At 62.2% G+C, this 12342-nt stretch carries 15 protein-coding genes and 1 tRNA gene; 6 read left to right on the top strand and 10 right to left on the bottom strand.

Translation table 11 applies throughout. The features are described 5' to 3' along the window. Positions 1–11 precede the first annotated feature (11 nt). Positions 12–1061, bottom strand: a complete 1050-nt coding sequence (queA, locus tag ACK59H_RS14275; RefSeq protein ID WP_060479405.1) for a tRNA preQ1(34) S-adenosylmethionine ribosyltransferase-isomerase QueA — start codon at positions 1059–1061, stop codon at positions 12–14. A 108-nt stretch (positions 1062–1169) separates the two neighbouring features. Here queA and ACK59H_RS14270 point away from each other — a divergent pair. The 3 genes from ACK59H_RS14270 (at position 1170) to ACK59H_RS14260 (ending at position 3185) form a co-directional block, all read left to right on the top strand. Further along, a tRNA-Leu gene (locus ACK59H_RS14270) sits at positions 1170–1254 on the top strand. A gap of 294 nt (positions 1255–1548) precedes the next feature. Then, positions 1549–2172, top strand: coding sequence for a trypsin-like peptidase domain-containing protein (locus ACK59H_RS14265; RefSeq protein ID WP_230849778.1), 624 nt, complete (start codon positions 1549–1551; stop codon positions 2170–2172). 122 nt (positions 2173–2294) lie between these two features. Continuing rightward, positions 2295–3185 (top strand): bestrophin family protein, encoded by an 891-nt coding sequence (locus ACK59H_RS14260; RefSeq protein ID WP_060479403.1) that lies wholly within the window; start codon positions 2295–2297, stop codon positions 3183–3185. Positions 3186–3196: 11 nt separating this feature from the next. Here the strand turns inward: ACK59H_RS14260 and phnE are convergent, their stop codons facing one another. From phnE to ACK59H_RS14240, 4 genes are read right to left on the bottom strand one after another with little or no spacing between them, the layout of a single operon-like run. After that, complete coding sequence (phnE, locus tag ACK59H_RS14255) at positions 3197–3964, bottom strand: phosphonate ABC transporter, permease protein PhnE (protein WP_060479402.1); 768 nt, start codon at positions 3962–3964, stop codon at positions 3197–3199. After that, a complete protein-coding gene (locus tag ACK59H_RS14250) occupies positions 3961–4788 on the bottom strand; it encodes an ABC transporter permease (protein ID WP_060479401.1) in 828 nt (275 codons plus the stop codon). The genes phnE and ACK59H_RS14250 overlap by 4 nt, the downstream gene beginning before the upstream one ends. Next, a complete protein-coding gene (locus tag ACK59H_RS14245) occupies positions 4782–5579 on the bottom strand; it encodes a phosphonate ABC transporter ATP-binding protein (protein WP_060479400.1) in 798 nt (265 codons plus the stop codon). Before ACK59H_RS14245 ends, ACK59H_RS14250 begins: the two co-directional genes overlap by 7 nt. Next, entirely contained in the window at positions 5576–6430 is an 855-nt protein-coding gene (locus ACK59H_RS14240) for a putative selenate ABC transporter substrate-binding protein (RefSeq protein WP_060479399.1), read from the bottom strand. Before ACK59H_RS14240 ends, ACK59H_RS14245 begins: the two co-directional genes overlap by 4 nt. A 128-nt stretch (positions 6431–6558) precedes the next feature. On the opposite strand from ACK59H_RS14240, the gene selD reads away from it, so the two are divergent. Both selD and mnmH read left to right on the top strand, forming a co-directional pair. Further along, positions 6559–7593, top strand: a complete 1035-nt coding sequence (gene selD, locus ACK59H_RS14235) for a selenide, water dikinase SelD (RefSeq protein ID WP_409264576.1) — start codon at positions 6559–6561, stop codon at positions 7591–7593. Further along, positions 7593–8708 (top strand): tRNA 2-selenouridine(34) synthase MnmH, encoded by a 1116-nt coding sequence (gene mnmH, locus ACK59H_RS14230; RefSeq protein WP_060479397.1) that lies wholly within the window; start codon positions 7593–7595, stop codon positions 8706–8708. Before selD ends, mnmH begins: the two co-directional genes overlap by 1 nt. Here the strand turns inward: mnmH and ACK59H_RS14225 are convergent. The 5 genes from ACK59H_RS14225 to alaC all read right to left on the bottom strand — a co-directional run bounded on the left by ACK59H_RS14225 (position 8692) and on the right by alaC (position 12116). Further along, positions 8692–9072: a lysozyme inhibitor LprI family protein gene (locus ACK59H_RS14225; protein ID WP_060479396.1), complete on the bottom strand. Its 381-nt coding sequence runs from the start codon at positions 9070–9072 to the stop codon at positions 8692–8694. The genes mnmH and ACK59H_RS14225 overlap by 17 nt on opposite strands. Before the next feature lie 11 nt (positions 9073–9083). Continuing rightward, positions 9084–9623 carry a hypothetical protein gene (locus tag ACK59H_RS14220; protein ID WP_060479430.1) on the bottom strand — a complete coding sequence of 180 codons (540 nt, stop codon included), beginning with the start codon at positions 9621–9623 and terminating at the stop codon, positions 9084–9086. Between the two features lie 11 nt (positions 9624–9634). Further along, positions 9635–10198 carry a GNAT family N-acetyltransferase gene (locus ACK59H_RS14215; protein WP_060479395.1) on the bottom strand — a complete coding sequence of 188 codons (564 nt, stop codon included), beginning with the start codon at positions 10196–10198 and terminating at the stop codon, positions 9635–9637. A gap of 175 nt (positions 10199–10373) precedes the next feature. Beyond that, the gene (locus ACK59H_RS14210) at positions 10374–10757 is read right to left on the bottom strand and encodes a YkgJ family cysteine cluster protein (protein ID WP_060479394.1); all 384 of its coding nucleotides are present in this window, start codon (positions 10755–10757) and stop codon (positions 10374–10376) included. Between the two features lie 150 nt (positions 10758–10907). Further along, complete coding sequence (gene alaC, locus ACK59H_RS14205) at positions 10908–12116, bottom strand: alanine transaminase (protein WP_060479393.1); 1209 nt, start codon at positions 12114–12116, stop codon at positions 10908–10910. Here alaC and ACK59H_RS14200 point away from each other — a divergent pair. Further along, the coding region (locus tag ACK59H_RS14200; protein WP_409264575.1) for a hypothetical protein at positions 12115–12342 on the top strand (228 nt) is incomplete at its 3' end. The two genes, alaC and ACK59H_RS14200, sit on opposite strands and share 2 nt — an antisense overlap.

Here is a 12342-nt window from a genome sequence, read left to right as displayed (position 1 = left end):
ACAGGTGCGACTCATGCTTGATCCTCTGGGCCGCGTGGCGCCGGATTGCGGGTGATGAACATGGCATCACCGTAACTGAAGAAGCGGTAACCGTTGTCCACCGCTGCCGCGTAGGCAGCCATGGTCTCGGGGTAACCGGCGAAGGCCGAGACCAGCATCAGCAGCGTGGACTCCGGCAGGTGGAAGTTGGTGACCAGGCAATCGACAACATGGAAGGGGCGGCCTGGGTAGATGAAGATGTCGGTGTCGCCGCTGAACGCCTTGAGCACACCGTCGCGCGCCGCGCTTTCCAGCGAACGCACGCTGGTGGTGCCGACAGCGATCACACGGCCGCCACGGGCGCGGCAGGCCTCGATGGCGTCGACCACATCCTGGCTCACTTCGAGCCATTCTTTATGCATATGGTGGTCTTCGATCTTGTCGACGCGCACCGGCTGGAAGGTGCCTGCGCCCACGTGCAGCGTGACGAACGCGCGCTCCACGCCCTTGGCGGCGATCTTTTCCAGCAGCGCCTGATCGAAGTGCAGGCCGGCAGTTGGCGCTGCGACGGCCCCGGCGCGTTCGGCGTAGACAGTCTGGTAACGCTCACGATCCGCGCCTTCGTCCGGGCGGTCGATGTAGGGCGGCAGCGGCATGTGACCGACCCGATCGAGCAGCGGCAACACCTCTTCGGTAAAGCGCAGTTCGAACAACGTATCGTGGCGGGCGACCATCTCGGCCTCGCCCCCACCGTCGACGAGAATCACCGCACCCTCTTTGGGCGCCTTGCTGGCACGCACATGGGCCAGCACTCGGTGACTGTCGAGCACGCGCTCGACCAGCACTTCCAGCTTGCCGCCGGAGGCTTTCTGCCCAAATAGCCGCGCCGGGATCACCCGGGTGTTGTTGAACACCATCAGGTCACCAGGCTGCAGATAGTCGAGCAGATCCGGGAATTGCTTGTGTGCCAGCGTACCGCTCGGCCCATCGAGGACCAGCAAACGGCTGCCATGGCGCTCGGCCAGAGGATGGCGGGCGATCAGGGAATCAGGGAGTTCGAAGGAAAAATCGGCGACGCGCATGATGATGTTCGGGTTCGACAGGGCCGGGAAGTTTAGCCCAATGTGTGAAAATAGACCATGAAAGCCGATTGACCGACCAAAGGCATGTCTCTATACTGCGCGCCACACGCCCTGATGGCGGAATTGGTAGACGCGGCGGATTCAAAATCCGTTTTCGAAAGGAGTGGGAGTTCGAGTCTCCCTCGGGGCACCAAAATCCGGAAAAAACCGACCCTCGGGTCGGTTTTTTTTCGCCTGCCGTTCGGTCCCACCCGTGCCACTTTTGGCGCCAACCTGCTGACCTCGCCCACGCCGCGCATCCAAGCAATCAATTGGCCAGGTCACCGATAATGGCCATAAGCTGTCATTCGTCGGTTATATGCCAAAAGTATTGCCTCAGTAGTGGCACTTAGCCATAGTCGCGCCTTTATCCACCACTACTGCGTGCCCCATGAACAAAACCGCACCTTGGCTAGCAGCAATGACGCTGCTGAGTGGGTGCAATGGAATGCCGACCGCTTACGTTTCCGATCCTGTCTACGATCAGGCTTTTGTCGTTACCTCTGGTGCCCCCCTGCCGATGCTGCTGATGGCGACCGCCATCCAGTGGAATGAAGAGTACGCCGTCACTGCCAAGCACACCCCTTTCCTTCGCAATGTGGTCCACGAAGGGTTGGGCGATGTGGTGTTCTTCAAGCACAAGGCCAATAAAGTGCCCCAATGGCGCCAGTTCGTCCCAGGCGAATCGGTGACGGCGGTCGGCTTCAACAGTTTGATGATGCCGGTACAGGGCAAAGGCCATACCCTCGCCTCGCTGGTGCGTCTGAGCGGTACGCCAGGCAGCGTCTTCTACTCGGTGCATGATGGCCCGATCACCAAAGGCATGTCCGGTGGGCCGGTGTTCGCCGACGACGGCAATGTGGTCGGGATGAATGTGGCGTACATCGCCAAAGACCAGATAGATGCCCGCACTCGGCCAGACCTTGCCGACAAGCAACGGATCAGCGTTTTCATGTCCTACAGCGAAATCGACAAGGAATGGCGCCGTTTCCAGTATCTGGCTCACAGGAGCAAGCCCCAGGGCGCGCCTGCGGCCATCAAAGGCTTTGTCGCGGTGGCGAATAAGCCTTGATACGCCACGGGGGTTAGGCCAAATGAAACAACACGTTCAGTAACAGCGTGGCGCCCTGCCCCCAGAACCAACGCCATCGAATGACGTCACATCCTGCATCTCTGGCTTTTCGAGACAGCCCCGTGAAAGACGTCATCGCCCGCAAATACCGCTTGATCGTCAAGACCTTCGGCTACATCGGCTGGTCGCTGGTCTGGCTACTGGTGTGGGACGTGTTGGTCACCATCGACTTCATGCTGTTTCTCGACAGCAAGTTCACCCTGCCACTGATCCCGCTGACCTTGCTGGGTTCGGCGCTGGTGGTGCTGGTGAGCTTTCGCAACAGCAGTGCCTATAACCGCTGGTGGGAAGCGCGGACGTTGTGGGGTGCGCTGGTGAACAGCTCGCGCAGTTTCGCACGCCAGACCTTGACGCTGATCGATGACCCCGACGGCAGCCCGAACCCGGTCAAAGCCACGCTGCTGCGTCGGCATATCGCCTACGTGAACTGCCTGGCTTCGCACCTCAAAGGGCAGGCCTGCCCAGAGGAGCTGATGGCATTCATCCCGCCGGGTGAGTTCGAACGGCGCAACCGCTCCAACAACTTCGCCAACGACATCCTCAGCGGCTCGGCAGGGTTACTGGCCCGGGAATACCAAGCCGGCCGACTCGACAGCATCCGCCTGGCGCGCCTTGAATCGACACTGGTTGACCTGTCCAACGCCCAGGGCGGCATGGAGCGCATCGCCAATACCCCATTGCCGTACCCTTACGTGTATTTTCCGCGGTTGTTTATCACCCTGTTCTGCTTGATCGTACCGGTGGGGCTGGTGGAGTCATTGGGTTGGTTCACACCGCTGGCATCGACGGTGGTGGGCTTCATGCTGCTGGCCATCGAACGAATCGGGACCGACCTGCAGAGCCCGTTCCGCTCCAGCGAGCATCAGATCCAGATGGATAGCATCTGCGAGACCATCGAGCGCAACCTGGAGTCGATGCAACGTGAAGCACACTGTGGCGAGTTGGTTTCATGACTTGAGCCCGCTCAAGCCCGCACGTAGCGCTGGCGTAGCACATCACTCAAGGCATCGACCAGCAGCACCAGCAGCAACATGGCCATGATCACCGTGCTGGCCTGGGCTTCCTGGAACAGGCTCAGGGTGGTGTAGAGCATCTGCCCCAGCCCCCCAGCGCCGACGAAGCCCAAAACGCTGGCCATGCGAATGTTGTTTTCCCAGCGGTAAAGGCTGTATGCCAGTAACTGCGGCCACAAATTGGGCAACGTGCCAAAGCAGAACGCCGCTACCTGCCCGCTACCCTGCAGGCGAATGGCCGCAGCGGGTGCCGCCGGTGCGTTCTCCAGTGCCTCGGCGAACAGTCGCCCCAGCACCCCTGTAGTGTGGAGCGCCAAAGCCAAGGTGCCAGCGTTGGGCCCTAGCCCCGCCGCCAGCACCGTCAAGGCCGCCCATACCAGTTCGGGAATCGCCCGCAGCGCATTGAGCAGCAGCCGCGCAACGGATTGCAGCGGCCAGCCGAAACGGCCCGCTGCCGGCAGGGCCAGCAACAGGCCCAGCAGCATTGCCAGCAAGGTGCCCATCCCCGACATGGCCAGGGTTTCCAGCGCACCACGCCCGACTGCCCGCAGGTGTTCGCCGGAAAAATCCGGATGCATAAAGCGCGCAGCGTATGCGCCCATCTGCCCGAGCCCGCCATCGCCCACCAACGCATGCAGGTCCAGGTCCAGGTAGCCGAACGACGCTGCCACTGCCGCCACAATCGCGGCGAGCACCAATAGATTCACGACCCGGCTCATGCCAGCCGCCCACGCAGGAAGCGACTGAGCAGGTCCGCCAGCAGCACCAGGCCGAGGAACGCCAGCAACATACTCGCCACCTCACCGCCTGCGAACATGCGCATCGACAGGTCGATCTGCTGCCCCAGGCCACCTGCACCGACAAAGCCCATCACCACCGATGCGCGCACGGCGCACTCCCAGCGGTACACGGTATAGGACACCACCTCTGCCGAGGCGTTGGGCAAGATGCCGTAACAGAACGCCGCCAACCGACCACTGCCGCCCTGTAGCAAAGCATGGGCCGGGCGCTGGTCCACCGACTCGAAGATCTCTGCATAGACTTTGCCCAACATGCCGCTGTAAGTAATGGCGATCGCCAATACCCCCGCCGTAGGCCCAAGGCCCACGGCCCGCACGAACAGCAACGCCCAGACGATCTCCGGCACGCTGCGCAGAAAAATCAGCAAGCTGCGCACAGGCAGGCGCACCAGCCGCGACCACAGCCCCGCACGGCCCCCGCGTGACGCAGCGCGCAGCGATAGCGCACGGCTGGCCAGCAGGCTACAGGGAACTGCCAGCAGCAAGGCCAAGGCCATGCCGGCAGTCGCCACGGCAAGGGTCTGCAAGGTGGACTGGTATAGCAACTCGAGAAAATCAGCACTGTGCGCCGGGGGCCAGAAAGCGCGGGTGAAACTGGCGATTTGCTGACGGTTTTCTGCCTGCAGCAACACCCCTGGGTTGATCTCGCTCAGTTGCAGGCCAGGCCAAAGCACGGCCAACACCAGCAGGGTCACCAGCAACCGGGGTAATGCAGCCGGGTCGCGAGTATCGGCGCTCAGCATCGCGGAATCTGCACCGTCAGCGCCGATTCTTGGGGTTGTACGGGTGAGCCCAGCTGCTCGTTGGCGTAGAGCGCATCCAGCAACTGCTGGGTGACTGCCTCGGCCGGGCAATCGAACGCGACCTGCCCCTCACGAATACCGATTACCCGCGGAAAATGCGCCAACGCCAAGTCCACCGAATGCAGGCTGGCCACCAGGGTCACGTCATTGGCCAGGGCATGGCGGTTGAGCAAGGCCAGGCTGTGGTCAGCCAGTACCGGGTCCATGGCCGAGACCGGCTCGTCGGTCAACAGCAGCTGCGGGCGCTGGTATAACGCTCGGGCAATGCCCACTCGCTGCAACTGGCCCCCGGACAACTGCCCGCACTGCACAAACAATTTGTCGGCCAGGCCCAGCTCGGCCAGCGCTTGACGGGCACCCGGCAGATCCGTGGGGTATAACAGATTGAACAAGCCACGCAGCAGCCCCCATTGCCCCAGGCGCCCCGCCAGCACGGCGGTCACCACACGTTGGCGCGGTGGCAGCGGCGGCGCCTGATGCACCAAGCCAATACGCCCACGCAGGCGCTGGCGAGCCCTGGCAGGCATCGCCCAGGGCTGTTCACCGAACAGTTCCAGGTGCCCGCCTGTGGGCTGCACAGCGGTGGCCATCAGGTGCAGCAGGCTGGACTTGCCAGCGCCCGAAGGCCCGATGATCGCCACCCGCTCGCCCTTGGCGATTCGCAAATCGACCGCATCAAGCGCGCGCACCTGGCCATGGCGCAGGCTGGCGCCCTGCACATGAATAGTCACTTGAGCAGGCCGGCCTCACGTGCAGCTTGTTCGGTGCCGGCATAGTTGTCAGGGTTGGTTTCGATGAAGCGGCTGGCTGCCTGCAAGTCGAGAATGGCTTTGTCCTCCGGCTTGGCAGGGTCAAGGTCGAGAAACGCCTGCTTGATCTTCGCTTTCAGCGCAGGGTCCATGTTGCCGCGCACGGTCCAGTTGTAGTCATAGTAGGTCGGCGTGGTAGCGAAGACCTTGACCTTGCTGGTATCGACCTTGCCGGCATCGACCAGCTTTTGCCACACGCTGGCATTGAGCACCCCGCCATCGACTTTGCCAGCCTGCACCCAGGCAACGGTGGCGTCATGGGCACCGGAATAGGCCACACGGCTGAAATAGTTCTCAGGCTTGATGTTGTCCTGCTTGAGCATGAAGTAACGCGGCATCAGGCTGCCCGAGGTGGAAGAGATCGAGCCGAAGGCGAACGACTTGCCTTTGAGGTCGGCCAGGCTTTTGACGTCCGGGTTAGCGGTGATGAACTTGGACGTGAACTGCGCATCCTGCTCACGCTGTACCAGCGGTGTGGCGGTCGGGTCTTTCAGGTGGACCTGGACGAATGTGAAGCCGCCCAGCCAGGCCATGTCCAGGCGGTCGCTGGCCAGTGACTCGACCACTGCCGGGTAGTCAGCCACCGGTACGAACTTCACGTCCATGCCCAGTTGCTTGGACAGATACTCGCCCAACGGCTTGAACTTGCGCAGCAGCTCGGTCGGCGCCTCGTCGGGGATGGCGCTGACCCGTAGGGTGTCGGCGGCCTGGGCGGCTACGGCGCAGCAGGACAACACGAAGCCGGCGGCGAGCGCCAGGGGGCGTTTGAGCATGAGAGTTCTCCAGGACGGTTGCTGACAAAGGCCGGCATCCGCGCCGACCGTGGCAAGTATAAGAGCCACGGTCGTAAAGGCCAGCTTTGCTACAATCGGCGCACTAAACTGCCCTTTTCGAGGTACACGTGAGCGAGCCAATTCGCCTGACCCAGTACAGCCATGGCGCTGGCTGCGGCTGCAAGATTTCCCCCAAGGTGCTGGATGTGATCCTCGCCGAAAGCGGCGTCCAGGCACTGGACCCGAAGCTGTGGGTCGGTAACGCCTCACGTGACGACGCCGCCGTCTATGCCCTGGACGATGAGCGCGGGGTGGTATCGACCACCGACTTCTTCATGCCAATCGTCGATGACCCTTACGATTTCGGCCGCATTGCCGCCACCAATGCCATTAGCGATATCTACGCCATGGGCGGTGACCCGCTGATGGCCATCGCCATCCTCGGCTGGCCGGTCAACGTACTGCCGCCCGAAGTTGCCCGCGAAGTCATCCGTGGCGGCCGCGCCGTGTGCGCCGAGGCTGGCATCCCATTGGCCGGCGGCCATTCCATCGACGCCCCTGAACCGATCTTCGGCCTGGCCGTGACGGGCGTGGTGAGCAGGCGCCACCTCAAGCGCAACGATACCGCCACCGCCGGCTGCCGCCTTTACCTGACCAAACCACTGGGCATCGGCATCCTCACCACCGCCGAGAAAAAGGCCAAGCTGCGTGCGCAGGATCAAGGCTTGGCCCGCGATTGGATGTGTACGCTCAACACCCCAGGCAGCCGCTTCGGCAAACTCGAAGCAGTCAAGGCAATGACCGATGTGACCGGCTTCGGTCTGCTCGGCCACTTGGTCGAACTGGCCGAGGGCAGCGGCCTGACCGCTCAGCTGGACTACGCTGCCGTGCCTCGCCTGCCGAGTGTCGACCATTACCTGGCCGAGGGCTGCATCCCTGGTGGCACCCTGCGCAACTTCGACAGCTACGGGCACAAGCTTGGCGCACTGAGCGACGCGCAGAAGCACCTGCTGTGCGATCCGCAAACCAGCGGTGGCCTGCTGGTTGCCGTCGCCCCAGAAAGCGAGGCGCAATTTCTGGCAGTGGCCCACGAGCTGGGCCTGGATTTGGCACCGATCGGCCTGCTGGTCGAACGACAGAGCCACGCGGTCGAGGTGAATTGATGCGCCACGACTGCACCGACTTTCGCCAACTGTTTCTCGACGACGCACCGATGATGGACATGCGCGCGCCGATCGAATTCGCCAAAGGCGCCTTCCCCGGCACCGTCAACTTGCCACTGATGACCGACCAGGAACGGCAGAAGGTCGGCACCTGCTACAAACAACAGGGCCAGGCCGCAGCCATCACCCTTGGCCATCAGCTGGTCAGCGGCGCGACCAAACGCGAGCGGTTGCATGCCTGGGCCAGTTTCGCCAAGGCCCACCCTGATGGCTACCTGTACTGCGCCCGCGGTGGCCTGCGCTCGCTGATCGTGCAGCAATGGCTGCGCGAAGAAGCGGGCATCGACTACCCGCGCATCAAGGGTGGCTACAAGGCGATGCGCAGCTTTTTGCTGCAAACCACCGATCAGGCCGTAGAGCAATGCGATTTCGTACTCGTCGGCGGCCTTACCGGCACCGGTAAGACCGATGTGCTGCAGCAGCTCGACAACGTGCTCGACCTTGAAGGCCACGCCAACCACCGCGGCTCCAGCTTTGGCAAACGCGCCACCGCGCAGCCGGCGCAGATCGACTTCGAGAACAAACTCGCCATCGATGTGCTGAAAAAACGCGCGCGGGGTATCGAACAGTTCGTGCTCGAAGACGAAGGCCGCATCGTGGGCAGTTGCACGGTACCGCTAGCGCTCTACCTGGGCATGCAGCACTACCCTCTGGTGTGGCTTGAGGACAGCTTCGAACAGCGAGTGCAGCGTATCCTTCGCGATTACGTGGTCAACCTGTGCGCCGAATTCGTCGACGTGCACGGGCAGGATCAAGGCCGCCACCTGTATGCCCAACGCATGCAACAGAGCATGGCCAATATCCACAAGCGCCTGGGCGGTGAGCGCTTTCAGCGTTTATCCACGATGCTGCATCAAGCGCTGGATGAGCAATTGCGCAGCGGCGCAGTGGACTTGCACCGTGGCTGGATCGAAGGCTTGCTCAAGGAATACTACGACCCGATGTATGCCTACCAACGTGAGGCCAAGGCCGAGCGGATCGAGTTTGCCGGGGCGGCCGGTGAAGTGCGCGAGTACCTCAAGGCCCGCGCCGCACGGCTCATTGCCCGGGGCTGAGCACCCTTTCGAGCTCTGCGGCGCGCTCGCGGGTCATGTTCAGTACGCACATGCCACCTTCCAGTTGCGCCAGCGTGCCGCCACTGGCTTGCACATGGAAGGCACAGTTGCTGTCACGAAAAGCGATCCACTGGCGCTGGACATCGCGCAGCTGCTTCTGCGGGCCGCTTTCAAGCTTGCTGGCGAGTTGTTTGTATACCCGGTTCAGTCGCTGATCCTGAAGCTGGGTCTGGGCCTGGATGCAACGGCTCATGGCCACTGTACTGGAGGCGTTGTCCATGCACTTGCTGTAGGCCGGTGTATTTTCATCGCCCAGTGCCACGGGTGCAAAAAAGGCCAGTAGCAGCAGATAGCGTGGGTTCATGGCAAATCCTTTCATAGGGTTTGCACAGGCTCTGGCGGCATCAGCACCTTGCCCGGCTCGAATTGCAAAGAAGGCATCTGCGTGGCCGCATAAGCGGCCACGGCCAGCGCCGCGATCAGGGTGACATCCAACCAGTTCCAGGCCGGTACCTCGTTGCGGCTGCGCGCCACTGCGCACTGCCAGGCCTGGCCTGCACTGAACACCACCATAGCTGCCAACCAAAGGTAGAAACCGGCGCCGAAACCGATGCGCTCGGAAAATGCATAGCTGATGTTATCCGGCAGACGCTCAATGGCAAAGCTGCTGGCCGCCAGATACAGCGCCGCCAACCCCAATAGCAAAGCCAGCCGGCGCAGGCGCCGATGGCAGAGAATGGCCAACCCGAACAGCGGGTTGGCAAACCACTGAAACATGCCAAAAGGTACGCCCCAAGGGCCATACAGGAACATCTGCAGGGCAGGCATGTGCCGGCCTGCGCTCATCTGGGCTCCGTCGAAGGCCAGGCTCAGCAGGTACAGGGCCAGGCTCAGCGTCAAGTACCACCCAGGCAAGCGGGATATGTTCATGCGACCGGCGGTTCGAGCAGCAGGCCATAGATTCCCGAGTCGGTAAGCTCGCCGTTCACGCACCAGCGTGCCCGCAGCGTCCCTTCCAGCACGAAACCCTGGCGTTCGAGGGTGCGGGCCGAGCCTTGATTGCGCGGGTCGATCTCGCCCTCGAGGCGGCGCATGTGCAGGGTGTGGGCGATGTAGTCGATGAAGCAGGTCAATGCCTCGTCCATGTAACCCCTGCCCTGCACTGCGCTGGCAAGGCAATAGCCGATTTCGCCTCGGCGCGAGCCATCGTCGATGTTGAACAGTTGGACCATGCCGATCAGTTCACCGGTATCGCGACGGTACATGCCCAGCTTGAGTTGCTCGCCATTGGCATAGGCCTCGCGGTCTGCCGCCAGGGCACTTTCAGCTTCGGCCAAATCTTGCCAGGGGGCGTGGTGCCAGTAGCGCATGACCTCTGGGTCGGCCATGATTTTCAGCCATTGCGCGGCATCGGCATGGCGCATCGGCCGCAATTGCAGGCGCGGGCTGTCAAGGCAGAGGTCACTGGGGAAGCTGCGGGGTGGGGTCACACCGGATCTCCTGTCCATTGCTGGGGAGATGACAGTTTAACGTCATGTGGGGCTGGCGGTGTATGTCTTGGCTTTACGGCAAGGCGGCCATCGAACGCCGCGCTAGCGGCGCTCGACCTTGACTGCGCAGCCCCCTATCGGCCAACACCCTCAGGCGCGGCAGTTGGGAAGTTGCTCAGGCCACCTCCGCGCCTTCATCCGGCCAGTGCGGCTCGTTGGCCCCAGGTGGTGTCAGTGGCGGCAACCCGTAAGCGGCCCGCGCATCATCGCAACTAGGGTTATGCAGGCCACCCTCCCACGATGCTTGAAACTCGCGGCAGGGGCTGGAGCGGTTGGCGTAAATGGTGCACGCCACCTGGGTACCGATTTCGCCCTGTAGGCTGACACAGCGGCATGGCTTGGCGTCGGTGCCGATCATGGCAACACGGGAGGGATTAATCTGCACCACCAAGTCATCGGGCACGACACCGCCGGCAGACTGGCATTCGCCCCAGAAGAAGGACACACGGAAGTACCCGCAGCAGGCGCCGCAGTCAAGGCAAGGGTTATATTCGGACATGATGGCACGGAGGGAAGGTTGTTGTTATCGGGGCTCAGCCCGCGCGCCATTTGTAATCTAAGCCAGGTCGGCTGAGAAGAGGGGTGATGCAAAAATAGTTTGCCGTTGATCCGCCCGTCCGCGCCCGCCGAAGCGGGCGTGGGCGGGGCGTTACTTCTGGGTCAGCCCATCGGCCCGGAACATCTGGCGAATCCCGCGAATGGCCTGGCGAATGCGATCTTGGTTCTCGATCAGGGCAAAGCGCACGTGGTCGTCGCCATAGTCACCAAAACCGATACCCGGCGACACGCAGACCTTAGCTTCGGCCAGCAGCTTCTTGGCGAACTCCAGAGAACCCAAGTGTGCATAGTGCTCCGGGATCTTGGCCCACACGTACATCGACGCCTTCGGGTTCTCGACCATCCAGCCCAGCTCATGCAGGCCCTTGACCAGCAGATTGCGGCGCTGGCGGTACTGCTCGGCGATGTCGCGCACACATTGCTGGTCCCCTTCCAACGCGGCAATGGCCGCCACCTGTAGCGGGGTGAAGGTGCCGTAGTCGTGGTAGCTCTTGATCCGCGCCAGGGCGCTGACCAGCTCGGGGTTACCGACCATGAAACCGATGCGCCAGCCGGCCATGTTGTAGCTCTTGGACAGGGTGAAGAACTCCACCGCAATGTCCTTGGCACCCGGCACCTGCATGATCGATGGCGCCTTCCAGCCGTCGTAGACGATGTCGGCATAAGCCAGATCGTGCACCACCAGTACATCGTATTGCTTGGCCAGGGCCACCACGCGCTCGAAGAAGTCCAGCTCCACGCATTGGGCCGTGGGGTTCGACGGGAAGCCAAGAATCATCATCTTCGGCTTGGGGATCGACTCGCGAATCGCCCGCTCCAGCTCGTTGAAGAAGTCCACACCTGGCACCAGCGGCACGGAACGCACCTGGGCGCCGGCGATCACTGCGCCGTAGATGTGGATGGGATAGCTTGGGTTGGGCACCAGCACGGTATCACCGTGATCGAGGGTGCCGAGCATCAGGTGCGCCAGGCCCTCTTTCGAGCCGATGGTGACGATGGCTTCGCTTTCCGGGTCGATGTCGACCTCGTAGCGCGCCTTGTACCAGTTGGAGATAGCGCGGCGCAGGCGAGGAATGCCGCGCGAGGTGGAATAACCATGGGTGTCATCGCGCTGAGCGACCTGCACCAGCTTTTCGACGATGTGCGCGGGTGTCGCCCCATCGGGGTTGCCCATGCTCAGGTCGATGATGTCTTCGCCACGGCGACGGGCAGCCATCTTGAGTTCGGCAGTGATGTTGAAGACGTAGGGCGGGAGACGATCGATGCGCGCGAAACGGCGCGGCGAACCAGGATTGGACATGGTTTCCTCAACTGACGTAAGCGCCCGGAACCGTCCGAGCGACGCTGGCCGCTGCGGCGGCCTGAATCAGAAGATAGTGCCGAAACAGGATGCCTGTAAAGGACAATTTCTTGTTTTTATAAAGATTTTTAGATTATTTTTTGGAATGCAAAGATGTGAGTTTCTTATCCGTATAGGGGCCAATACCCAAATCCCAGGCATAAAAAACTCGGCACTTTGGCCTGAT

Origin of the sequence: Pseudomonas sp. KCJK9000, assembly GCF_046230725.1 — a bacterium.
Lineage (GTDB): Bacteria > Pseudomonadota > Gammaproteobacteria > Pseudomonadales > Pseudomonadaceae > Aquipseudomonas > Aquipseudomonas promysalinigenes.
Note: the sequence above shows the minus strand (reverse complement) of the source record. Positions and strands in the feature narration are given on the sequence as shown.